Genomic DNA, 23,075 nt, shown 5'->3' with positions numbered 1-23,075 from the left:
ATGACTTCCAACACGAAAGATTCGAAATGGCCAACACCCTCATCCTTAGCGCCGGTAGGCGCGTTGAGTTAGTTCAGAATTTTCAGCGAGTGGCGCACGAACGCAATAAGCAAGCCTCGATTGTGGCGGCCGACGCAGACCCACTGGCGCCGGCGCTCTACGCTGCGGACAACTGGTCACTAATCGAGCGCGTAGGAGCACCAACCTATATCGAAAATCTTGTGGAACTGATTCGCAAATTCAATATCAAACTTGTTGTCCCTACAATCGACACGGAACTCCCCACTCTTGCACTGCACCGCGAACACATCGAAGAACTAACAGGTGCCAAGGTATTGGTTGCGGATGTGAATACTATCAGCATTTGCGCCGACAAAGTGCGTACATCAGAGGTCATTCTCGAAGCAGGGTTCGCTGTACCTGCGCTCATAACGGAGCCCGCACAAATTCCGCAGTCAGCTTTTCCAGTTTTCGTAAAACCGCGGGAGGGAAGTTCCAGCATAGGAGCGGCCGCGGTGCAAAATACAGATCAACTGACAACCGCACTTCGCAACACGGTAAATCCGATGGTTCAGGAAATAGCAACTGGCGAGGAATACACCCTGGATTGCTTCTCTGACTTTTCGGGCCGACCTCTGTCGATCGTGCCTCGCCAGCGAATCGCCACGCGAGCAGGTGAAATTTCCAAGGGCAAGATCATGCGGGTACCACAAATAGAAACCGAAGCGCGGGAATTACTTAGCAGACTTTGCATTCCCGGACCTAGCACTATCCAATGCTTCTGGGACCAACGAACAGTCCAGTTCATTGAGGTTAATGCAAGGTTCGGAGGCGGCGTGCCGATGAGTATTGCGGCCGGCAGTGACTCAATCGACAAGCTATTCAGGCTTCTCCAAGGCGAAGAACTAGAATACGACGACAGCTTTACGAAGGACCTAACATTCTTGAGATATGATCAAGCGATTTGCATCGGGCCGTCGGGGGAGAAGGTGACCCAATGACATGGGCACTGGTTTTCGATCTCGACGACACACTGGTCGAGGAGGCAGAATTCCAAGATAGCGCAGCCTGCGCGGTAGCACGCTACCTGGAATCATTCGGTTGCCACCCGAATCTAGTTGCTTCGGCAATGAATGCGGCGGACCCGCCGGGCTCTCCCCGGCGCTATCAACAAGTACTGAACCATCTCGCCGCCCACCATCCTTCGATAACTGACGTGTCCGTGGATAACTTAGTACGGGTACATCGCCAGCATCCCCCTCAACTCAGTTTCAGGCCAGACGTGCTACCAATGTTGGAAACGCTGAGGACAATCGACGTCCGTCTCGGAATAATTACTGACGGCCCTGAGATAACGCAGAGAAACAAACTGAAGGCAGTCGACGCAAGCAAGTACTTTCAGAGTATTGTGATCACCGACGAACTTGGACCGAATCGAACCCATTGGAAACCCGACCCAAAACCCTTTCAAATCGCCTGCAAGCAGTTAGATGTCCCACCCGAACGAACCGTCTACGTGGGAGATAATCCCGCGAAAGACTTTTACATATCCGCAACTCTTCCCATCACTACGGTACGGTTAGTTCGACAGAAGGGTACTCATCACGGTAATTCATACCTGAACGAAGTTGCCGAGCATCACTCCGTGGGTACGCTCACCGAAATTCCAGATCTACTGAGACTCATCGGAGCCCAAGAAAAATGAAACTCGGATTCACGGGTCCGTTCGCAGACGCGAACTTTGGCGATTACGGCATGCTTGTGAACAATCTGTACGCCATTCCCGAAGTTGAAATTGTTGCACTTTACTCTTACGACACCAACGTTGTCAGCAAGGTTTGGCAAGAATACCTTCCTCACACGCCCGTTGAGAGTCACACCGTCGTATTCGATGAAGCTAGTCGCGATGCTCTTACTGCAGAGGGAAGACACCCCACCCCTCTCGAGATCCTCGATACAGTATCCAACCTGGACGCGCTCACTCTGTCAGTGAAGAGCGTCGATCGCCTAGTAGTGAATGGTGGAGGATACTGGAACGAGCTTTGGTGCCAGCCCCATCGATTGCCAAAGCTGTTGAGCATACTAGTCCCAATCCTGATCGCACAAACTCTCGGCAAGCCTATTATATTCACTGCCAATGGCTTTGGGCCATTTGGCCTCCGTTCGGCATTTCTGGCAGATATTCTGCCTGCTCTAAATGCATCATTTCATGTGCGCGACACTGTCAGTTCAGCCGCAGCGCTTCGCCGCCTCGGCGTTTCTGAATCAGATATCGCTTACGCGCCGGACGATCTTTTCTTTTTTTCTGCTTCACTTATTGGCCGACCCTCAGATATACCGGAACGTGCCAGGCCCTACCTGGTTCTGGAAACCTACATGCCGGTCGAGAAACTCGAGGAATTGAGGCCGCTTCTAGCAAGCTTCGATTCCGCCATGTCGAATCGGGGTGTAGACGTCGTGGTTGTGCCCTTCTATTCGGGGCGCGGAGGATCCGATCAAGCTGAGTGGCTACATCGAGAGTTCGGCTGGGACGCATTCGATTTAGGCGACCGCGGGTTTCTGCGCCTAGAGGACGCGCGGAAGCTCATCCTGAACGCCGATATGGTGTTGTGTGAGCGGTATCATGCTGCGGTTGTAGCCTTGGCCAACCGCGTTCCCGTTCTGCACGCGCTTCGAGACGTAGCAGGAGACAAACGGTACTACTATACAAAGAGCTGGGGGGCTTCATATACAGCATGGGGCAATCAGCCGGCTGGTTCCCTCCATGCAGTGATGACGCTAGGTTTCGAATACTCGCTGCACAAAGCCATTAACCACTACGATGCTACTCGGGCTAGTCAATCCATGATGCACGACTTGGTTCCACCAGCTACTCGAGAATCTTTTCGTCAACTTCGGCGAAGTCTAATTATGAAAATTGGGGGGGCTTGATCTTATGAGTTTCTACATGTCTTTTGGCAAGAGAGCCCTCGACATTGTGGGCGCCACTGCAGGACTTCTAACGTCAGCCCCGGTTACCCTCCTGTTCGCAGCTTCAGTCAAGGCTGAGAGCCGGGGGCCGGTCTTCTATCGTCAGCAACGAGTGGGCCGAGACGGTGTCCCGTTCCAGATATTGAAATTCCGTAGCATGCTGACACCCGAAGATAGCCATGACTCGAATGGTGTGCTCCTTGAGAACTACGCTCGAGTCACCAGAGTAGGCGCTTTCATGCGTCGTTTTAGCATTGATGAGCTTCCTCAGCTTTTTAACATCCTGCTCGGCGATATGTCCATCGTTGGCCCAAGGCCCACTCTCCAGTATCAGGTTGATCGATACAGCGAACTCGAGAAGAAACGTCTCACTGTTAGGCCAGGCCTAACTGGTCTCGCTCAGGTGAGTGGAAGAAATTCCCTCACCTGGAAGGAGAAAATTGCCAAAGATCTTGAGTACATTGACCATGTCTCGTTTCTGGCTGATTTGCGAATAATAGCTCGAACCTTTGCCGCAGTCTTCGACGTTGAGTCAACTGCTTTCGTTGCACACGACGCTCTTAGTTCTCACGAAAGAGGCGACAGCAGTTCTGTGTGGAACAATCCGGAAGACAAGTAACGGCCCTGTAAAGGCAACTTGAGCTGTCTGGATTTCCTGTTCGAACTTTCCTCTATCTACGATCATGCACGATGTCTGGGGAGTGCCTTCCCGATTGAAACGATGCGAGTTGTTCCAGCGAAATTTTCCTCCGGAGGGTGGTAGACCAAATTGAAAATTGGGATTGTCGCAAATATAGGCGCGCATTTCGACGCGTTCTGGGTTGAGATAGTTGGCCGGTTTCAGGAGTGGGGTCACGAAGTCTTCCTCGCGGCTAGCGACCCGGCCGAATCGGTTCCATCCGATGCCCTTGCCGGTATTACTAGGCGGCCCTCGATCACTAACCTAAAGGCTCCCGGTAGCATTCGCGGGTGGGCAAGAAAGCACGATCTGGACGCAATTATCACCAATACGGCTACGCCCTCTGTTCTGGTTCGTCTATCGATGCACGACATTCCTGTGGTCTATTTTGCTCATGGATTTCACTGGTCGAACCAACACTCTGCCGCGGGCCTCTTCTGGAAGGGGATCGAAAAGCTTCTGGTACGTCGAACATCGGGCTACATAACAATCAATGATGAGGACCAGGAATGGCTCAGGAAACACGGTGGTAGCGTTCCCACTCTCCGTCTCCGCTTTGGCGTCGGTCTTGACCTTGAGCAATTTCCTCTTCTCCCGTGCCCCCCTGGCTTCAACCTAGTCTGGATCGGGGAGTTAACGGAGAGGAAGCGCCCACTGGAGGCGGTCGAAGCTATGAAGCACCTCGTAAATCTGAACCCTAAGGCTCACCTGTTCATGCTTGGTCGGGGGCCCTTACGTTCTGCAGTCCTGGAGCTAATCCGAGAATATGGGCTCGAACGGTCAATCACTTTGCCTGGCCGTGTGCCGCCTATTAGCTATCTTGCGCAGAGTAGGGCGCTGATTCACACCGCATCTTGGGAGGGGCTTCCAAGGGTAGCGCTTGAGGCCTTGGCTTGCGGCAGACCGATCATTGGTTACTCCATTAAGGGTCTCAACGGTTTACCAGGTGCCGCTCTCGTCAGCGACGGGGATACGCTCGCTCTGGCCGGAATCGCGTCTGCTGTTCTCGATGCTCCGGATTCTTTCCGACCGCAAATTGCTCGCGATGAACTGTCTTGGGAGAATACGGCAAGTCTCATAAGTGGTTTTGTGTCGGATCTTCTGCGCGTTCCTGACTAGAGCTATCCGTGTCGCTCATCGGAATTTCTCCTGCTCGGAGCTCATGAATCGGCTCCGGGGTACACGCCGACGCGATAATTGACCGCTTCGTTCACATCCCCCTTTGGATCGGTACCCGCCCGCAACATGCGCGAGGACTTGGTTCGCAAACTGCGCAAGGCATACAGCCTCGGCTCCCTGCCCAAGCAGCTGGCGAGCTTGGCCCGACAGTCACTGGTGGTCATCGATGAAGTCGGCCACCTCCCGCTCAACCGAGCGGCGGCCAACATGTCCTTTAAGCTGGTCTCACGCCGTTATGAGAAGGGCTCGACGATCATCACCAGCAACAAATTTTTCGCCGAATGGGGCACCGTACCGGGCGACGAGGTCTGGGCCACGGCGATCCTGAATCGGTTCCTGCACCACTGCAAGGGCATCGCGATCAACGGTCCGTCCTACCGACTCAAGGACCGGGCTGACCTTGTCAGCACTGCCGACGAACCGGCACCATAGACCCCAGCCGGACACCGACACGTGAGCCTGTACCCGCAACGACACGTCACCCTGTGCGCGGACAGCCATCGGCGTACAACTGCAGGCCTACAACGCTGAACCCTTCCAGAAGCGTGCCGGTTCGCGGGCCAGCGTGTTCGAGTCCGAGGAGAAGTCGCTGCTCCGGCCGCTGCCGGCCACCAAGTATGAGATCAGTCGCTGGATGTATGGCCGGCGGGTCGGACGCAACGGGGACGTGGCCTGAGCCCGCAACTACTGCTCTGTCCCGTTTCCGATCGTGGGTGCCAAGGCCGACCTGCGGATCAAGGACACGATGCTGGAGGTCTACCGCAGCCAGCAGCGCCTGACCAGCCATCTGCTGCTGCCCGAGACGGTGGTCAACGACTAGCGCACCAACGGCGCCGGCCTACCCGTCGGGGTGAAGTACCGGCAGTGGGACCAGCCCAGGACCCAGGAATGGGCGAGCGGGTCGGGCCCTCCGCGGAGATCGTGGTGGACCGGATCTTCGAATCCGTCTTGGTCGCCGAACAGGCGTTGAACCCAGCACTGGCGGCACTCCGACTGACTCGCCGCTACTCGGCCGAGCGAGTGGAGGCGGCATACAGGATCGCGGTGGCCGGTTCGATCCGCTCCCCGCGATACGCGCACCTGAGACCGATCCTGGAGGCCGATCAAGACAAACCGTCAGCGCCGCCCACCTAGAAAGCCGGCGGGCAACAACCCGCCGAGAAGACCGGCGGCTACATGCGCGGGGCCGACTACTGTGCGGCGGGAGGCACCAGGTGACCCGAATAGATTCAGAGACTGAACGCAAGCTCCGCGAGATGGGCGCCACCGCAATGCTAGAGGCGCTCTATACGCTCGTGCTCGGCCTCGGGTTCGAGGACCAGGTTAGGCTCATCGTGGACGAGGCCTACTCCTCTTTCACCCACGCCAAGGTTAAAGGGCTGAACCGGCGAGCTGGGCTGCGCTACCCGGGTGCCGATCTACGCCGGGTGGACCTTCTCGCAGAACGGAGTCTCGATCAGGGTGTGGTCGCCCAGCTCGGAAGCTGCTCGTTCATCGAGCGCCAACAGAACGTGGTGTTTCAGGGCTTCACAGGCTCCGGGAAGTCCTACCTTGAGTGCGCATTAGCGAAGCAGGCTTGCCAGCACCGGATCCGGGCGAACTACATCCGGATGCCCGACCTCGCTGAGGCCTGGGCGTTGGCCAGGGACAACCCCCCGCGGCACGACTAGAATCCTGAAGAAGTACGCCGCCTTTACCTTGCTGGCGATCGACGAGTGGCTTCTCGACCCGCCAGATGAGGGTATGCGCAGCATGCTGCTCGAACTCACGGAACGTTGCTACGGACACGCCTCGACTGTGTTCTGCACGCAGCACGCGCAGAAGGACTGACACCAACGCCTCGGTTCCGGCATTCACGCCGACGCGATCATTGACCGCATCGTCCACAACATCATCTGGATCGAGACCGGCAGCTACAACATGCGGGAACACGGCGCAATGAAAGAGAGCTAGATCCAACGCCTGAGAGCCGGTTTCTCCCACCCCATCGGCCACCGGCTCTCAACGGCGATAATGGTGGCTTCCAAACCTTCGAATACTCAATGCTGCGCCTTTCGCGGCGGTTCTCGGCCGGTTCGAAACCGCGTGCGCCCTCGCGCTGGCCGGACTGGCGCGCTCGCCCGGTATGCGCACACTATGTCGATCCTGATCACCGGCCAGGACAAGACCGCCGCACTGCGGCCACCACGAGTAGAACCCGGTGAAGTCGGCGGGAGCCTCTGCGGCGCCGACTAAATCGCCGGGATGAACAGTGCGCCGGTAGCCGACCGCGCGCACGAGACCTTCAACTATTCCAAGATCTAGAGTCTGATCTGCGGAGCCGGACTTCGGCATCCGGGTGCTGAACTGCAACGACTGGATCTGATTGCCCAGCGAGGCCTGCCAGGACCGTGCTCCCCCAGGTGGCCACCAGCTCGTTCATCCAGCGGCACCAGAACGCCGTGTTCCAGGGCTTCGCCGGCTCAAGCAGCTCCTACGTCGGCTGTGTCCTGGCCAAGCCAGCCTGCCACTACCGTATCCAGTCGCTCTACCGGCGCCACCACACCGGTTCGACGGTCTTCTGCACGCAGTACGCCAGGAACGACCGGAATTAGCGCCTCGGCTACGGAGTTCTCGCCAACGCGTCATGGGTCACAGAGTCCACAAAACGATCTGGATCGACACCGGCACCCACAAACTGCACGACCACGAAGCCGCCAATCAGTAAGCGACTGTCGGCAGAGGATCGGTAGCCCTGACAGAAGCGATCACTGACCCCCAACGACAATACCGCGGGCCCCCGAGGTCAAAATCGGGTGGCACCCAAGCCTCCAAAGATTCACCCGGCGGTGGCGCGCACGATAAAGGAGTTGCCTAGTTCAGGAACCGAAGGCTGGTACACGCCCTGAATCGGAACAACATCGGCGAAGATTCGGACCGGACTGGGGAGCGCAGGCGACAACGCCATTTGGAATAGCTATTAGCCGAAACAGGAACGCGAACTAGCTTGCCGACCGCCACATTCTGACATGAATGCCAACCAAAAAGAACTGTACGGCAGCCGCGACTGCCCATGTGTAACCAGCACCAACCGCGCCCCATTTAAGAATCAATATGGGGCCAGTCACTATCGTAAACAAAGCCGCAATCAGATTGTAAACTGCGAATCTTCGGCTTGGGACAATTGCCACAGCCGGAATCGCAATAGCGGTATTCGCAAAAACGAAAATAGCGACTACACTGATTGCAAAAAGCAAAGATCTATCAGGACGAGCATCCGGCCCGAAAGCGAATGCCAATACGGGTGCCCCAACGGCAACCAATATAACGCCCGAAATGACCGAGAAACCCAGAGACAAGAGCACCAGACGACGAACCAGTCTGAACAACAAGTCCTTTTCTCGCGACACCACATAACTAGATATCTGCGTGGCCGAGCCTTGACCAATTGATTGAAAGAGGACCGATCCGATTCGGACATAATATGCTGCTATTGCAAACCTGCCCAGTGCTTCTAAACTACCGAATGCCTCGAGCGCAATCCGAACAAGGGTAGGCGAAAGTAAAGTTAAGAAAGCTGAGGCACCGAGGGTCAAGAGCGAAACTAAGCTAAGCTGACTATCCACGTTCCGTCCCGGACTATTCTCGATGCCACTATCCGCAAGCCTTCTGTCATACAAAATAAACTGAACCGTCCAGAAAAAGGCGGTAAGCAGTAGGCCGAACGCCAGCCCAAACGTAAGCATTCCGATGAAGATCGAAATAACATTAAGAAGCGCCCGGATAATGGTTGACACCGACATAGCAAAATGACGACCAGCACGCGCAGCTAGGCCATTAGCGCAAAAAATGCTATTCTCGACAATTTTACTAATGGCGAGCGCGCCAACAAGTAACCCAAACTCGATATCATAAATTAAACTTGCGGCTGCCACAACGACAACCGCACCAGACACTCCCACAATCATCTGCGAGCGTAAGTATTTAGATAGCCTATAGTAATCTACCGGGTGAGAAGAAAGGTAGTCGCGCAGTCTAAAGTGAGCGAAAACCAAGACCGGACTACAAATTGCGAGCGCTAACGTATACCGACCGACCTCTGCCGCACCTTCAAATCGCGCAACCAAGACCAAAATAACAACTTGGCTCAGCACTAACACAACGCGGCCAAGAAGAATCGTCACCGAACCCCATGACTTCAATAGATATCCTAACCACAAACCATCAAGTACCCAGCCACGATCTGCTTTAGACCAGACGCAGAGAGACCAGCGACGCGGTTCCAGTCTTCGCCCCAAGACCTGGCTCGTTGAGGATCGAACTTGGTCCAGCTCTGACCTCAAGAGCGTGCACGAACTATCCTTAAGCTGATTCTTGAGACGACACGCATGGCAACTATAGTAGGACGCTCGATCAAGACACAAGCAACCCTAAGCGCGAATGGCAGTTCTTTCCGCCACCGTTCGTCAAATCGAATATTTATGGCCTCCCCAGATCGCAGAATGCGGTTACCCGAAATGTTATGGAACGCTTCTGCCGGATTGCCAATACTGTCCGCAGACATTTCGCCAATCAAATCGAATAGCGCACTTCCATTCGTTTCGACAATTTTTTCGTAACTCAAACTTATATAGTCCGAAGCGGATCGTGGTCCAGACCAAGATGCGTACAGGTTTGCAATTACCCAACCGAGTATCGCCCGCGAGATAGCCAACCGGTCACGTGGCGCCGGGGACTGGCTCTCAAGCGCTCTATTGTTTCCTTTGAGACGGCTGTGTAGCACCGCCGGCAAACGGCGGTGCACATGAAGGAATACAATAACCTCCACACCATTTAGCGTATTCAACATCCTCGCACGCCTACGCCCGTTAGCATTCTTACTAGAGTCAACTACAATCTCAAAACCGCAGTCCGAAAGCGACCTAAAAACCGAGGTCCAAGCCAGCCTCCATTGAGAAGTCGGGTGTCTGCGGAACTCACTGTCAATCAAGGAAGCTGACAATGCCGCCAAGGTGTCCCCAGTAGCATCGACGGCGTCGACAATTATAGGCCTCCAAAAAGGGCATTCATTTACGGGAACACCGCACGAGCACTTTTGGCCGTTCTCCGCCCAAGCGAAAAGGCTGAAAAGCTCGCCGCCTGAAAAACCGCCAGTCTTCGACGCCACCAAACGATCGACTAGGCTTGAGCCACTGCGGCCATAGCCGCCGACATATACAACGCGGTTCACAAATTGTCCAATCAACTATTCAGGTTTCGAAGCCTGGCGCCGTTCGCCGTCGCGGCCGTATCCGAACGAGTCAGCAGTTTCACCAACAACTTCCCATATATCATCTAATAGTTCGGGCGGCCAAGTCTTCCAAGCATGCGATGACTTCGAAAAGCCGACAGTTCCTTGAACTCTTCCAGCCTCTCTTCCCAAATCGTGATCATGAAGATGATAGTTCAGTACAGACTCGTCCCACTCGATATCGAACCCCTGTAGAACACGCCGAAGAGTCTTCTGCGGGAAATCGCAGAGGTCTTCGTAGAATATCGTCGTCGCGCGGGTGCCTACATTGGTTGAGAAGCTCCGCAGCCCGACGGAGACTTCACACCAGTAATGAGCAGCGGCGAGAACCAAGCTCGGACCCTCTTCACACTCATGGTTTGCAAGCGCGGTGGGAACATATCGACCACCCTTGGTAAACGAATGAATCTGGTCGAGCGGGTGTCTATGCATGACCACGTATCGAGCATCCGGATACAGTGCATCTATAGCAAACGGATGTTCGGCGTAGCGCGGCGATTTGTCAACCCACTCAGGCTTCCCCTTACTTGAAGCGTAAGTATCCAAGAAGGTGCGTCCGAAGCTTCCAATTGCCTTAGTTCGAGATTCGGAGTCGTATCCAAGGTCTCGCATTCCTTTTGCTGAAGCTTCTTCTACGAGGATAGCGCCAAGATGGGCTAGATAGTCGGTCTCTGGGGGCACGGCAATAGACGGATGCGAGTCTAAGCAATACCTCAGTAGCGTGGTGCCAGACCGATATGGCGATAGAACGAACTTTGGTGTGGTATTTGAAGGCTCCCAGAGTGCGTTGACTACCCGAACCCGCGTCCGGCCACGCACCAACTCGCCGTAGATGCGACGGGCCTTTTCGATTGATCGGTTCCAAGCCATGTCCACCACTCCGTTCCTAATACCTAGTATCTGACACTGCGTACTCGCGACTAGTCTTGCTTATGTCGATGTATGCCATCGACCACACCAAACCTACATAGACTGCAAGGGAGATGGAAAAAAAGCCTTCATAGAAGTTTAGGCTTGACAGCACGCCGCAGCCGCACACAATAACGAATGTAGTGTTCTTGTTCAAGCCCCCTACGGAATCCGAACCGATGCTGCCGAGAATTTTTAATAGCGGCACTACGAAGAACAACGCGATGGTTAGTATTCCGATCGGCAACCCTAGGTAAATCAGCAAGGCAATAAAATGATTGTGGATATTATTCTCTAGGCCGAACGGCGCGACCACCAGCCACTCAGAATGCGACCAACCGATCAACGACTTTGCTGGCTGTTCGGTTATTAACTTCATTGCTCCTTGTACTAGCTGGAACCTGGCAGTGACGTTCGATTCTAAAACACCCTCTCCCACGATCGAGGAACCCAGGCCCGTGTCTGCCAAACTAGGATAAACTTGTTCTACTAGAAAAGTACTAACCGATGAGCCCGCTAGCAAAACAGAGGCCACAATTGCATTTGTTCCCTTGCGAACCAATATCCAAGCAACTACTACAATCACCATCGAAAGTATCATGTTTCGCGACTGTCCGGTCAGTTGCAGACTAACCACTGTGGCAATAGCGAGACCGCGCTTGGTTCTACTTAAATTTGACCAGAAGACTAGTACGTAGGACAAAACAATTGCCACGACAATTCCCTGTTCCCCAAAGCTTCTGGGCACTCCAGCGGTCTTCATCAACGGCAATGTCACACCCAAGTCGCGAGACGGCCGAGGGGCCTCGAAGATAGTCAGCCCGGTGAGCGCTATAAAGACAGCAAGACAAGCCAGAAGTGCGGCGCCGAGCGCGTACCAGTTGAGCGCTTTTTGTAGCGATACATTGCGTAATATATGGCAGAAGCTCGCCGCAATTAGGAGGAGAACAAATCTTGATGCAACATGGCTGAGCTCGGAATATTCTTGCGTGAATAGAACTCTCGCTGCATATAAGGAATATGCAAATGCCAATATGGCAATTAGATGGAAATAGCCGGGAAACAACACTATTCTTTTGTAATCGGCAGCGAACACCGTGGATGTAAGCGTGACAGCGATCAGTGCAGCGATGTACACCATTGTTATCAGTGTAGCTGTGCCTCCGAACGTTACGCGCGGCAGAAGAGGAATGACTGCAACGAGGCCGAGGTAGATCGCTAGCTGCCCCCTGCCCACTTTCCCGAGAGCGCCCATTCAGGAGAGCTTCCTCATAAGTGGCCCAAGGTTCAGTTTGTGGCAGCGCGTAAACTGTCTTGATTCATTCTTGGACAATCGAACTATCTTCACTGGGCCACTCCCTTGATGACGGACCCCGCTAACACGGCCGCGCAGTCGGTTCAGCGCATGCTCGGGGAATAATTGGACGAGTACGCGTGTGTCTGCATCCATCTTCGGGCCAGCTCATGGTCATCGAAGCGGGCTAGTTGTTCCGGCGTCAGGTTAATAGGAGGTACTCGAACCTGTGATAATGCCTCATGCTTCTTTCCAGCGATAGGCACCTCGGTCTCGTCGAACAGTTCCTCTGCCGCCTTCTCGTTCTCACGCAAGCCCGTGTAGACGATCTCGATGTCCTTGCCCGACTGCTGGATCAGCGTCCTGGCGACGTCCGCGATCCTCACCGGCTCGCCCATGTCCAGCACCAAAGTGTCGCCAGAGTCGCCCACGACCGCGGCCTGAAGTACCAGCTGGCATGCCTCGGGAATGGTCATGAAGTACCGATTCACCTCGGGATCCGTCACCGTCACCGGCCCGCCGTCCTTGATCTGCTTCTCGAACACCGTAAGTACCGAGCCGCGCGAACCGAGCACATTCCCGAATCGGACTGAGGCGTATTTCGCTTTGTGCGCAGTGATCGCCCGGGCTGCGGTCAACCGTTCTGCAATCCGTTTGCTTGTCCCCAAGGAGGTTGACGGACTCGCTGCTTTGTCTGTCGAGATGTTGACAAAGGTCTCGACCCCGCTAGCTTCTGCCGCGTCTAGGAGGTTCAGGGTGCCCAATACGTTGGTCTTGAGAGCTTCGAGAGGATAGTGCTCAAGAAGCGGCATGTGTTTGAGCGCTGCTGCGTGAAAAACGATCTGCGGCTGGCGTTTGGCGAAGATTTCAGCGATCGCCTCGCGGTCGCGAATAGACGCGAGGATCGTATCATCGCCATCAAGCATTGCCTGGTCCTGAATAGAAAGCTGCACTGCGTGAAGCCCGGATTCGTCCCGGTCGAGCATCATTAACTCCCCGGGCCGGAACCGCACCAATTGGCGGCAGAGCTCGGAGCCGATGGACCCGCCCGCGCCCGTCACCAGGACCCTCTTGCCGCGAATGTACTCGGCGATCTGGGTCTGATTGAGCCGTGCGGGCGCTCTGCCGAGCAAGTCTGTGACGTTGATCCCCCGCAGTTCGTCTGCAGCTACGCGAGCTTTCATCATCGAATCGATCGGTGGCAGCACGAGGACGTGAAGCCCTGCCCCTTCCGCCCGATCGCGGATGTCCACCAGTTCCTCGCCGGGCAGGCTGGGAACTGCTATCAGAAGCGTCCCGGCCCCGAGATTATGCGCAAAGTGAGCAATATGCTCTCGTGTGCCTCGTACTCGAATTCCGTCCACAACCAGACCTTGTTTGGCCGGGTCATCATCCAAGATGGCCACCGGGCGAAACCTGGACACGGGGGAACGACGGAGCTGGCCAACCAATTGCCGGCCACCGTCTCCAGCGCCGAACACCAGAACGGGCTCGGCACCTGCTGCGGCCCCGGCGCCGAACAGCTCTTTGCGCCGCACCAGCGACCTCAGGACGAGGGCGGCGAGGATCGTAAACGCACCCGCGACAAGCGGAGTAGACCGTGGCACTCCCTCGTAGTCGCCACTTACAACGTGTCCCGCGAACACCACGAAGGAGGCGCCGGCGAAAACCACGATCAGAACGCTTGTCTCAAGCAGACTCCCGGGAATGAAGCGCCCCCGGTACAGGCCCGCCAACCACCCGGCCACCCAGCTCAGCGCGACCACCCCGAGGAGCACCAGGTAAAACCGGGACATCTCGAGAGTCATGGAGAGCTGACCGACCGAGAAGTCATAACGCATCCACAGTGCGGTCATAAGCATTACCGCCCAAAGCAGAGCATCGATGGGCATCCAGGGAGAAAAGGCCCAGCTGCCGGCCCCCCGTGCGGAGCGACGGCTTCCGATCAGGCGTGCACTGCGAGTCATGTCCGGTCCTCGGTCCAGTCACGCACAAAGACTTTCGGAAGTAACATCATGCCTCCATGGCAGATGCGGATTTGCCCGACGAGTAGTAGTACGAATCGTAATAGCCGCTCGACCCCTTGTTTGCGGGCTTGTTTGCAACCGTTACTACACCCAGGAGCGTTGCATCCGCTTTCCTCAGGTTATCCACGGCTTGAACCACTTGATCGCTCGTTGTGCGATGGGTGCGCACGACAAGCAATGCCCCGTCCGCAATTTGAGCTATCAACGCCCCATCGGTTACAGGTAGAAGAGGCGGAGAGTCGATGATCACGTAGTCGTACCTCTGCCGTAAATCCACAAGGAGTTGCCGTGCCATTTCTGAGGCGAGAAGTTCAGAGGGATTGGGCGGCAAGGGTCCGCACGCCAAGAGTTCTACGCCCTCATGTCGAGTTACCTGTACCACGTCGTCGAATTGCGCCTGACCGGAGAGCACGTTAGTTAGACCCACTTTGTCCGGCATGGACATATAGTTGACGACCAGTGGTCGACGGAGGTCCGCTTCAATCAGAAGTACTCGGTTTCCCGACTCGGCCAATGCGAGTGCAATATTGATGGCTGTTTCGGATTTTCCCTCCATTGCGATGGACGAGGTCAGAACTATGACGCGCGGAGGGTTGTCCACGTTGAGAAACTGGAGATTAGTCCGCAGTCGTCGGAAGGACTCCGCCGCCGGGGAATGCCCCGCGCGAAAGGGAACGATGTGTTCCGCGCCGCCTTCTTTATCCTCCTCCTTCCGGAACGGTATTGAACCCACCACAGGCTTTCCGGTAATGGTTTCCAGCTGCTCCTTTGACTTTACCCGTCGATCGAGAGTGTTAATGAGCAGAGCAATACCAATTCCCGTGAGAAGTCCTAAGACAAGCCCGATCATCACATTCTGCTCGGTCCTCGGCGCTACCGGTGACGTCGGCAAAGCGGGCGGGTTTACCACAGTGAGCTTGGCTAGTGCCGGTCCGCCCCCGTCCGGAACCTCGAGCTGGTTAATGGCGTCGGGGAGGACCTCGCCGTAGCCCTCTGCGATCCGCAGAGCACCCGCGGGGTCTGCGTCCATGACGGATACGGTGAGGAGAACGGTGTTGGCATCCGCGGTGGCGCTGGCGGCGTCGGCGACCTGTACCGCAGTGCGGTCGACCCCGGAAGACTGCACCACGTCTTCCGCGATTGTCGAGCTCTCAACCAGTTCAGCGTAGGAGCGCACTCGCTGTTGCGCTCCCATCGAGCCCTGATAGGCCGCCGCGCCTGAATCACCCGCCGAGGCGGTGACGTAAAACTGGATCCTCGCCTCGTAGGTGGGTGTGGTGAGAAGGCTCATCCCCAGCCCCAAGAGGCCTCCCACAAGAGTGGCAGCCACGATGACGATCCAGCGGGCACGGAGTACAGATAGCAGGTCCCGCAGGTCCACTCCAGGGTCCTTTCCTCGAGTCAAGTGCAGCAGTAACCCGTGCTAGGTGAAGCGATATCGGGCCGACCGCTGACACTACTTTGCTGAGGCGTACCTCAGAACCTATCGTTGACACGATAAACATGGATTCACCTAAAATCTGTTTTACTATGCCGTTTCCGGCGCGCTAGGGCTGTTGGGCTGACTCCGTAACCTAGTAGGGGTGAGACGCCGATCCCGCCCCAGCAGGTGGCCGCTTGTTGCCGTGACACTCCTTGTGCTGGTCGCAGCGGTGGCGGGATTGTCCGCTGGCAGCGCGGTACTCCATCCGCGAGTCGACTCGCCCGAGCGCGTAGATGCGATAGTGGTGGTAGCAGGCGCGAACGACGATAGATATACCTACGCTCGACATCTCGCTGCGGCAGAGATCACGGACCGGATCGTAGCCTCTCGGCCACCCAGGGCAAACGACAGATACGCGGCCGACTTGGACCCAGACTGCGGGGCCACAATCAGCCTAGAAACTCCGGGCCGCCGCATTCACGTTGAGTGTTTCACCCCTGATTTTGACACCACCGAGGGCGAGGCCACGGCGGCCACCCGAATCGCCCGCGAACGGGGGTGGGGCTCGATACTGGTCGTGACAAATTGGAGCCACGTGTCAAGGGCGCGGATCTACTTCGAGCAATGTTTCGAGGGAGCCGTCTACGTGACGGACACTCCCCGACCGCTGTCGAAGTCGCGGAAGGACGCCCTTCTGCATGAGACCGGAGGGTACGTGAAGGCACTCTTGAAGCCCGCCTGCTGAACCTGGCAAGCACGTGGGGCTTTCCTGATAAATGGCGAATCGCCAGCGGCCGCGGAGGGGGGTCCGTCGGCCGCCGGCGACTCTGTCGCACGGTGCACGTCCGCGACCGGGGGATGGTCAGCGTAAACCGCGCACCGAGGCGGAGTCGGCGACAACTTGAGGGGGTGTCAGTTTCGCCACCGACTGCCCCCACTATAGGAACCCCCCGCCGACTTCACAACCGTCAGCTACCCAGCGGGGGCCCCGGGGGCCTCAGGCGGGCTACTGAGCGATGCCTCATGCGCTCCGCCCGGTCATCCCATAGTGAGTGACTCCCCGACTGCCTGGACGTACGCGTACTCGTCTCCGAACAGAAGCTGATCGGCCTTTGCCCGCCGAAAGTAGTGGTGCAGAGAGTGCTCCCAGGTGAATCCGATCCCCCCGTGCACCTGGATCGCCTCCTCCGCCGCCGTCATCGCCGCTCGCGAGGCCAGCACCCGGGACGCCGCGGCAAAGTCGGCCACCTCCGCCGCGCTCGCCCCGTCAGAACCCCGCTCGGCGCCACCCGACGCGTCGAGCACCGTGGCCTCGGCCAACTCAATGGCGATGAGCAAGTCGACGAGCTTGTGCTTGATGCCCTGGAAGGAGCCGATGGTCCGCCCGAACTGCTGACGCGTCCCGGCGTACTCCACCGCCATCTCCAGGCACCTCCGCGCGAGGCCCACCTGCTCCGCTGCCAGAGCGATGAGGATGCGCGAGCGCACTCCCTCGAGACGCGACGCGAGATCCGGTCCCGAGATGCGGCGCGCCGTCGCCCCGTCGAACTCGACGGTCGCGAGCTGGCGCGTGCCGTCCAGCTGCTCGCCGACCGACCGCCGCACTCCGGGCGCCGAGCCCTCCACTAGGGCGAGGTCGGTGCCGTCGGGCCCCGTGGTGACGACGACGAGGAGTTCCGCGCTCTCACCGTCCACCACTGCATGTTGGACCCCTGACAACGTCAGCTCCCGCTCCCCCGCGACCTCGCCGCGGATCGCCGAGGTCACGATTCCCGCCCCGCAGACCAGGGCGGCGGTACGCGCGCCCGACACGATCCCGGGCAAGACCTCGTCGCGCGTGTCCCGGTCGGCAGCGTCGAGCAGTGCGAGGCCGGCCATTACGACGGAGGAGAGGTAGGGCGCCGAGCCGAGCACGCGGCCGAGGCCCGTCATGACCACGGTCAGGTCCCGGAACGTGCCGTCAGCGCCACCCGAGCCCCCCGGAAACGGGATCTCGGTCAGCCCGAGCTCACGGATCGACGGCCACACGTCGTCCCCGGGCGCGACTCCCGACCAGACGTCGTCGAGCGTCTCGGCCAGATCCTTCTGTTCTGTGCTGAGGTTGATGGGCATGCCCGCCTCCTAACGGGGCTCGCGCGGCAGGCCGAGCCCGCGCTCACCGATGATGTTTCGCTGGATCTCGTCCGAGCCGCCGGCGATCCGATAACCCGGGGCACCCAGCAGATGCTGGGTCCAGGCAAACGTGTCCGCCTCGCCGGTGTCGGCGAGGATCCGGTGACCGAGGAACGACGCCGCCGCGTCCCCCACCCGCTTGAGGTTCTGGGTCCACACCAGCTTCCCGATCGACCCCTCGACGCCCGGCACCGCGCCGGCCTGCTCCAGCTCGGAGTACCGGGCCACCATCAGGGCCTGCGCGCGCTCGTAGATGTGGCATTCGGCGATCCGGCCCCGGCCATCCGCAGACTCGGTGATCCCCAGCGAGGCCGCAAGCCGGATAAGGTCCGCGGTGTTGCCGCCGGCATCGACGATTCCTGCGCTGGACTGGCGCTCGAAGCCGAGGGTCGTGAGCGCGACCTTCCAGCCGTCGCCCACCTCACCCACCCGGTACTCGTCCGGCAGAAGGGCGTCGGTGAGGAACACCTCGTTGAACGTCGAACCGCCAGACATCTGACGGATCGGACGCACCTCGACGCCCTCAAGGTCCATCGGGACCATGAACGCCGTCATGCCCTTGTGTTTGGGCGCGGCCGGGTCCGACCGGGCGATGAGCAGGCCCCACTCGGAGAACTGCGCGCCCGAGCTCCACACCTTCTGCCCGGTGACCCGCCAGCCCTCCCCGTCGCGGACAGCCCTCGTGGACAGCCCCGCCAGGTCCGATCCCGCGCCCGGCTCGGAGAACAACTGGCAGCACAGCTCGTCCGTGCGGAGGAACGACCGGATGAACCGCTCCTTGTGCCAGTCGCTACCAAGCTCCAGGAGCGTCGGTGCCACCAGCTCGACAGTGACGAGGATGTTCTCGTGCCGCTCCGGAGTCAGGTACTCCCGCTCCACGCCTGCGTAGATCCGCTCGTGGCTCGCACTCAAGCCCCGGCCGCCCCACTCGTGGGCCCACGTCAGGGCGCCGAACCCGGCATCCACCCGCTCAGCCTGCCACGCGCGGCCGGCGTCGATCAACGCCTTCTCGTCGTCGTGGCCGAGGTTGTGGAAGATCGAATAGTTTGCGTCCTGCTCGGCCGTGTCCCTCCGGGGCAGCCGGGCCTCGAGCCAGGCGCGACTCGCCGCCTCGAACGCCCGCAGGTCCTCGGCGGCGTCCGGAGCCGTCTCGATGGGTATCTCTGGTGCCGTCATGTCGTCACTTCCTGTTCATCGCCGCGAGCCGCTGCTCGACGGCAGCCGTGGAATCCGGATGCTCGGACAGCCGGACGGTGAAGGACTGCTCGAGCTCGTACCCGCGCCGGATCTCCATCCCCTCGCAGCCGTTGAGCGACTGCTTGGCGAGCGTCAGCGCGTAGCGGCTCCTGCTCGCGATCAGTTCGGCGCGCTCCAGCGCCCTGCCCATCAGCTCGTCATGGGGCACGATCTCGATCGGCGCGCCCCAGCTCTGGAACGTCGCCGCGTCCACGGCCTCGGCTGTGAAGAACATCCTGCGCATGGCCTGCTCGGGGAGCATCCGCGCGGCGAAACGGCCTCCGCCGAGGACCCCGACCTGCATCTCCGGCAGCCCGAAGGTCGCCCGGTCCGAGGCCACGACCAGGTCGGCGCTCGCCGTGAGTCCCATCCCGCTGCCCAGCGCCGGCCCGTTCACCGCCACGATCACCGGCAGCCTGCACTCCAGCACCGCGAAGAACGCGCGGCGAGCGTCGCGCATGGCCGCGTCGCCGTTGCCGCCGTCCATCGTCCGGAACTCGTTCAGGTCGTTGCCCGCGCAGAAGACCTTGCCGCGGCCGGTGAGGATCACCGCGCGGTAGGACTGGTCAGTCGAGAGCTCGTCGAAGGTCTCGGCGATCCTGCGGTAGGCGTGACCGTCGAGCGCGTTGACCTTGCCGCGCGTCAGCTCGACCAGCGCGATGCCCTCGCGGACCTCGGTGACCGTCACCGGATCCGCGACCGCGGTCCTCGTCGTCGTTGTCGTCGTGGTCGGTGTCATCTCTCTCACCTCTCGTGGACGGCCACGACACTCGTGGCCGCCATCTGCTCGGGGGCGGCGGATCTGTCCCGCGCGTAGTCGCGGAGGGCGAACTTCTGGATCTTGCCGCTGGCCGTCTTGGGCAGGGCGTCCACCACGAACACGCTCTCGGGGACCTTCTGCACGGCGACTCCCCGTCCCACGAGGAACTGCCGCACCTCCTCCAGCGGCAGGTCGGCCCGGTCGCGGGTGACGACGAAGGCGCAGCCCCGCTCCCCCGTGACGGGATCCGGGCCGGCGACCACGGCCACCTCGACGACCAGCGGATGCTCGCTGAGCTGGTTCTCCACGTCATGCGTGCTGATCTTCTCGCCGGAGCGATTGATGATGTCTTTGATCCGCCCGACGATGTGGATGCCGCCCCGCTCGTCGAATCGGGCCAGGTCGCCGGTGCGGAAGAACCCGGACTCGGTGAACGCGCCGCTGTTGAGGGTGGCGTCGAGGTAGCCGAGGAAGGTGTCCGGGCCCCGCCACAGCACCTCGCCGACCTGGCCGACCTCCACGGCTCGGCCGGCCTCGTCGGCGATCACCACCTCCGTGGGCGCCAGCACCCGGCCGTCCGAGTACTTGCGCAGCTCCGGGCCGTCCGCCAGGTTGGCCGAGGTCACCGACGGCCCCTCGGTCGCGCCGTACATCCGGGTGATCGCCCCCAGCCGCTCGTCCGCCTCCGTGACGAGGGCGTCCGGGATGTCCGCGCCACCACAGATGATGCAGCGGATCGACGGCGTCTCGAGGCCGGAGTCCCGCGCGGCGTCCAGCAGCCCGCGCAGGAACGGCGTCGCGAAGATCATGAAGCTCGCCCGCTCGTTGCGGATCTGCCGCAGGGCCTTCTGCGAATCCCACACATCCTGGAGGACCACCGTCGCGCCGAGCAGGAACGGGAGCGTCAGGGCGCAGTTCACGCCGGTGATGTGGGTGACCGGTGAGGGGTTGAAGATGACGTCCTGATCGGTCAGCCCGAACGTGTCGATCATCGACTGGTTCTCGAAGACCAGGGTGTTGTGGCTGTGCAACGCGCCCTTGGGGTCGGCAGTGGTCCCCGAGGTGTACAGCAGGAGGCAGACGTCGTCCGGGTCGGGCGAGGGCAGATCGCGAACCCGGTCCACCTGGTCTTCGGTCACCGTGTCGAGCAGGGAGGCGAGGGTCTCGACGCCCTCGCGCGGGACGGAGTCGGTGGTGATGACCAGCTCGAGATCGGGCAGGTCCGGCGCGAGTGCGCGATACATCCCGGCGTAGTCGACGCCGCGGTGCACGCCCGGGATGATCACCACCCGAGACCGCGCCTGCGTGGCGATGAACGTCACCTCGCGCTCGCGGTAGATCGGGACGATCGGGTTGACCACCGCGCCGATCCGGTGCAGCGCGTGATAGACGATCACCGCCTCGGCGCAGTTGGGGAGCTGGAAGGAGACCACGTCCCCTGACCGCACCCCGCGCTCGAGAAGCGCCGCGGCCAGGCGCGACGCGTACCGGTACACCTCGGAGAACGTCAGCCGCCGGGCGCCGTCCACCACCGCGGTGCGGTCGCCCCAGAGGCGGGCCGCGCGTTCCAGGTAGTGGTCGAGTGACCGGTCCTGCCAGTGGCCCGCCGCGCGGAACCCGGCCACGCTGCGCTCATCCGGGAATCGAGTGGGTCGCATACTTCTTCCTTCGCAAAGTGCTTGCCGAATCGGATCGTCTCGCTCTACAGTAACCCACGTCTCCCTAAATATGCACATGTTTTACGAGGCGATGACTCCTCCAATTCCCCTCACCGAGAAGGTGATTCACTTGACACAAGCTCAGCCCAAACAGCGACGGTCCGTGGCGGCCGCAGGTATCGGAACCGTGGTCGAGTACTACGACCTGACGGTCTACGCGTACCTCGCCGTCGTCGTCAGCCCCTTGTTCTTCCCGAGCGACGACCCCACTGCGTCCCTCCTGGCCAGCCTGGCCGTGTTCGCCTCGGCATACCTGATGCGGCCGATCGGCGGACTGTTCTTCGGTCGCCTGGGCGACCGCTACGGCCGCAAGCGCGCCCTGCTCGTCTCCGTGATCCTCATGGGCGTCGCCACGCTGATCATGGCGTTCCTCCCCACGTACGCGGCGGTCGGCGTACTGGCCCCGACGCTGCTCGTCATCGCCCGCCTGGCCCAGGGATTCTCCGCGGGTGGAGAGCTCGGTGGCGCGCTCACCTACGTCTACGAGATCGTCGGGCCCCGCCGCCGCGGCCTGGGCGGATCGATCGTCGCGCTCGGCTCCAACACCGGCTTCGCCCTCGCCGCCATCGTCGTGGCGACCACCTCCGCCCTTACCTCCGACGTCCAGATGACCAGCTGGGGGTGGCGCATCCCCTTTATCGCCGGACTGCCGCTGCTCCTGCTGTGCCTCTGGCTCCGGTCGCGCATCGAGGACACCCCCGAGTTCGAGGAAGCCGCCGCCTCCGCCGACCTGGCCACGTCCCCGGTCCGGGAACTCCTGTCCAGTCAGTCCAAGCAGGTCCTCCAGGTCTTCGGCCTCGGCATCGCCCAGAACGCCACCGGCTACATGGTGCTCACCTACGTCGGAATCCACCTGGTCCGCGAGGGCGGGTTCAGCCAGACCGCGGTCACGTGGACCGCGGCCGGCGTGATCGTGTTCGTTGCCTGCCTGATGCCGATCGCGGGTCTGCTCGTCGACCGCTTCGGCAGCCGCACCATGCTCACCATCGGTCTGTTGTGGGCCGCGATTTTCGCCTACCCCGCGATGTCGCTCATGACCGGACACGGGTTGGCCGTCGCCGGTCTCGCGTTCGCCTTCTTCGCGGTGTGCACCCCGCTCATCCAGGTCAGCACGGCTCCCGTGTTCCCCGAACTGTTCGACTCGCGGGTGCGTCTGACCGGCGTGGCGCTCGGCTTCAACCTCGCCACCGTGGTGGCCGGCGGCACCGCGGCGTACATCGCCACCTGGCTCATCGACCGCACGGGCGATCCGCTCTCACCCGCCTACTTCCTCATCGGGGCGAGCCTCATCGGCGGGCTGACCCTTCTCACGATCCGAGGGTCGCTCTACCGGGGTTCCGACCTCCCCATGGCCGACGACGACAGCCCCGAGTTGGCTCCGGTCCGCTGACCAGCGCGATCCATCGCCGGGTCAGGACTCGGGGCCGATGAGTAGAGTC

19 protein-coding genes and 1 pseudogene are annotated in these 23,075 nt (G+C 59.8%); 11 read left to right on the top strand and 9 right to left on the bottom strand.

Translation table 11 applies throughout. From position 1 onward, the window contains the following. Window positions 1–26 precede the first annotated feature (26 nt). The 9 genes and pseudogenes from ABIE38_RS12970 to ABIE38_RS12930 all read left to right on the top strand — a co-directional run bounded on the left by ABIE38_RS12970 (window position 27) and on the right by ABIE38_RS12930 (window position 7,422). Window positions 27–1,001: an ATP-grasp domain-containing protein gene (locus ABIE38_RS12970; RefSeq protein WP_354056885.1), complete on the top strand. Its 975-nt coding sequence runs from the start codon at window positions 27–29 to the stop codon at window positions 999–1,001. Further along, window positions 998–1,705 carry an HAD family hydrolase gene (locus ABIE38_RS12965; RefSeq protein ID WP_354056883.1) on the top strand — a complete coding sequence of 236 codons (708 nt, stop codon included), beginning with the start codon at window positions 998–1,000 and terminating at the stop codon, window positions 1,703–1,705. The genes ABIE38_RS12970 and ABIE38_RS12965 overlap by 4 nt, the downstream gene beginning before the upstream one ends. Further along, on the top strand, window positions 1,702–2,931 hold the full coding sequence (locus ABIE38_RS12960) for a polysaccharide pyruvyl transferase family protein (protein ID WP_354056881.1): 1,230 nt from the start codon (window positions 1,702–1,704) through the stop codon (window positions 2,929–2,931). Before ABIE38_RS12965 ends, ABIE38_RS12960 begins: the two co-directional genes overlap by 4 nt. A 4-nt stretch (window positions 2,932–2,935) precedes the next feature. Then, complete coding sequence (locus tag ABIE38_RS12955) at window positions 2,936–3,589, top strand: sugar transferase (protein ID WP_354056879.1); 654 nt, start codon at window positions 2,936–2,938, stop codon at window positions 3,587–3,589. Between the two features lie 150 nt (window positions 3,590–3,739). Continuing rightward, window positions 3,740–4,768: a glycosyltransferase gene (locus tag ABIE38_RS12950; protein ID WP_354056877.1), complete on the top strand. Its 1,029-nt coding sequence runs from the start codon at window positions 3,740–3,742 to the stop codon at window positions 4,766–4,768. Between the two features lie 126 nt (window positions 4,769–4,894). Beyond that, window positions 4,895–5,260: an ATP-binding protein gene (locus ABIE38_RS12945; RefSeq protein WP_354056875.1), complete on the top strand. Its 366-nt coding sequence runs from the start codon at window positions 4,895–4,897 to the stop codon at window positions 5,258–5,260. Window positions 5,261–5,716: 456 nt separating this feature from the next. Then, entirely contained in the window at window positions 5,717–5,962 is a 246-nt protein-coding gene (locus ABIE38_RS12940; protein ID WP_354056873.1) for a hypothetical protein, read from the top strand. 80 nt (window positions 5,963–6,042) lie between these two features. Then, a pseudogene (locus ABIE38_RS18130) lies at window positions 6,043–6,781 on the top strand (ATP-binding protein). 449 nt (window positions 6,782–7,230) lie between these two features. Then, the gene (locus tag ABIE38_RS12930; protein ID WP_354056869.1) at window positions 7,231–7,422 is read left to right on the top strand and encodes a hypothetical protein; all 192 of its coding nucleotides are present in this window, start codon (window positions 7,231–7,233) and stop codon (window positions 7,420–7,422) included. A gap of 387 nt (window positions 7,423–7,809) precedes the next feature. On the opposite strand, the gene ABIE38_RS12925 is transcribed toward ABIE38_RS12930, so the two are convergent. The 5 genes from ABIE38_RS12925 to ABIE38_RS12905 all read right to left on the bottom strand — a co-directional run bounded on the left by ABIE38_RS12925 (window position 7,810) and on the right by ABIE38_RS12905 (window position 15,708). Next, window positions 7,810–8,991 carry a lipopolysaccharide biosynthesis protein gene (locus ABIE38_RS12925; RefSeq protein WP_354056867.1) on the bottom strand — a complete coding sequence of 394 codons (1,182 nt, stop codon included), beginning with the start codon at window positions 8,989–8,991 and terminating at the stop codon, window positions 7,810–7,812. 1,061 nt (window positions 8,992–10,052) lie between these two features. Beyond that, a complete protein-coding gene (locus ABIE38_RS12920) occupies window positions 10,053–10,967 on the bottom strand; it encodes a sulfotransferase family protein (protein WP_354057041.1) in 915 nt (304 codons plus the stop codon). Between the two features lie 16 nt (window positions 10,968–10,983). Next, window positions 10,984–12,147: a hypothetical protein gene (locus tag ABIE38_RS12915; RefSeq protein ID WP_354056865.1), complete on the bottom strand. Its 1,164-nt coding sequence runs from the start codon at window positions 12,145–12,147 to the stop codon at window positions 10,984–10,986. A 257-nt stretch (window positions 12,148–12,404) separates the two neighbouring features. After that, window positions 12,405–14,267, bottom strand: a complete 1,863-nt coding sequence (locus ABIE38_RS12910) for a polysaccharide biosynthesis protein (protein ID WP_354056863.1) — start codon at window positions 14,265–14,267, stop codon at window positions 12,405–12,407. A 46-nt stretch (window positions 14,268–14,313) separates the two neighbouring features. Further along, the gene (locus tag ABIE38_RS12905) at window positions 14,314–15,708 is read right to left on the bottom strand and encodes a tyrosine-protein kinase domain-containing protein (RefSeq protein WP_354056861.1); all 1,395 of its coding nucleotides are present in this window, start codon (window positions 15,706–15,708) and stop codon (window positions 14,314–14,316) included. Between the two features lie 244 nt (window positions 15,709–15,952). On the opposite strand from ABIE38_RS12905, the gene ABIE38_RS12900 reads away from it, so the two are divergent. Next, a complete protein-coding gene (locus ABIE38_RS12900; protein ID WP_354056859.1) occupies window positions 15,953–16,495 on the top strand; it encodes a YdcF family protein in 543 nt (180 codons plus the stop codon). Between the two features lie 293 nt (window positions 16,496–16,788). On the opposite strand, the gene ABIE38_RS12895 is transcribed toward ABIE38_RS12900, so the two are convergent. From ABIE38_RS12895 to ABIE38_RS12880, 4 genes are read right to left on the bottom strand one after another with little or no spacing between them, the layout of a single operon-like run. Next, the gene (locus ABIE38_RS12895; protein WP_354056857.1) at window positions 16,789–17,862 is read right to left on the bottom strand and encodes an acyl-CoA dehydrogenase family protein; all 1,074 of its coding nucleotides are present in this window, start codon (window positions 17,860–17,862) and stop codon (window positions 16,789–16,791) included. Between the two features lie 9 nt (window positions 17,863–17,871). After that, window positions 17,872–19,098 carry an acyl-CoA dehydrogenase family protein gene (locus ABIE38_RS12890; RefSeq protein ID WP_354056855.1) on the bottom strand — a complete coding sequence of 409 codons (1,227 nt, stop codon included), beginning with the start codon at window positions 19,096–19,098 and terminating at the stop codon, window positions 17,872–17,874. A gap of 4 nt (window positions 19,099–19,102) precedes the next feature. Continuing rightward, window positions 19,103–19,897: an enoyl-CoA hydratase-related protein gene (locus ABIE38_RS12885; protein WP_354056853.1), complete on the bottom strand. Its 795-nt coding sequence runs from the start codon at window positions 19,895–19,897 to the stop codon at window positions 19,103–19,105. 5 nt (window positions 19,898–19,902) lie between these two features. Then, a complete protein-coding gene (locus ABIE38_RS12880) occupies window positions 19,903–21,576 on the bottom strand; it encodes an AMP-binding protein (RefSeq protein ID WP_354056851.1) in 1,674 nt (557 codons plus the stop codon). Window positions 21,577–21,706: 130 nt separating this feature from the next. On the opposite strand from ABIE38_RS12880, the gene ABIE38_RS12875 reads away from it, so the two are divergent. Further along, window positions 21,707–23,026 carry an MFS transporter gene (locus ABIE38_RS12875; RefSeq protein WP_354056849.1) on the top strand — a complete coding sequence of 440 codons (1,320 nt, stop codon included), beginning with the start codon at window positions 21,707–21,709 and terminating at the stop codon, window positions 23,024–23,026. Window positions 23,027–23,075: the final 49 nt, after the last annotated feature.

It is taken from the genome of Dietzia sp. 2505 (assembly GCF_040546785.1).
Taxonomy (GTDB): Bacteria; Actinomycetota; Actinomycetes; order Mycobacteriales; family Mycobacteriaceae; genus Dietzia.
This window is presented reverse-complemented; position numbering and strand designations above follow the sequence as displayed.

Coding starts and splice junctions, on each gene's coding strand:
- ABIE38_RS12955 (WP_354056879.1), top strand. CDS start 2,936: ATGAGTTTCTACATGTCTTTTGGCAAGAGAGCCCTCGACATTGTGGGC.
- ABIE38_RS12945 (WP_354056875.1), top strand. CDS start 4,895: ATGCGCGAGGACTTGGTTCGCAAACTGCGCAAGGCATACAGCCTCGGC.
- ABIE38_RS12915 (WP_354056865.1), bottom strand. CDS start 12,147: ATGGTGTACATCGCTGCACTGATCGCTGTCACGCTTACATCCACGGTG.
- ABIE38_RS12880 (WP_354056851.1), bottom strand. CDS start 21,576: ATGCGACCCACTCGATTCCCGGATGAGCGCAGCGTGGCCGGGTTCCGC.
- ABIE38_RS12920 (WP_354057041.1), bottom strand. CDS start 10,967: ATGGCTTGGAACCGATCAATCGAAAAGGCCCGTCGCATCTACGGCGAG.
- ABIE38_RS12895 (WP_354056857.1), bottom strand. CDS start 17,862: ATGCCCATCAACCTCAGCACAGAACAGAAGGATCTGGCCGAGACGCTC.
- ABIE38_RS12970 (WP_354056885.1), top strand. CDS start 27: ATGGCCAACACCCTCATCCTTAGCGCCGGTAGGCGCGTTGAGTTAGTT.
- ABIE38_RS12960 (WP_354056881.1), top strand. CDS start 1,702: ATGAAACTCGGATTCACGGGTCCGTTCGCAGACGCGAACTTTGGCGAT.
- ABIE38_RS12965 (WP_354056883.1), top strand. CDS start 998: ATGACATGGGCACTGGTTTTCGATCTCGACGACACACTGGTCGAGGAG.
- ABIE38_RS12940 (WP_354056873.1), top strand. CDS start 5,717: ATGGGCGAGCGGGTCGGGCCCTCCGCGGAGATCGTGGTGGACCGGATC.
- ABIE38_RS12885 (WP_354056853.1), bottom strand. CDS start 19,897: ATGACACCGACCACGACGACAACGACGACGAGGACCGCGGTCGCGGAT.
- ABIE38_RS12910 (WP_354056863.1), bottom strand. CDS start 14,267: ATGACTCGCAGTGCACGCCTGATCGGAAGCCGTCGCTCCGCACGGGGG.
- ABIE38_RS12890 (WP_354056855.1), bottom strand. CDS start 19,098: ATGACGGCACCAGAGATACCCATCGAGACGGCTCCGGACGCCGCCGAG.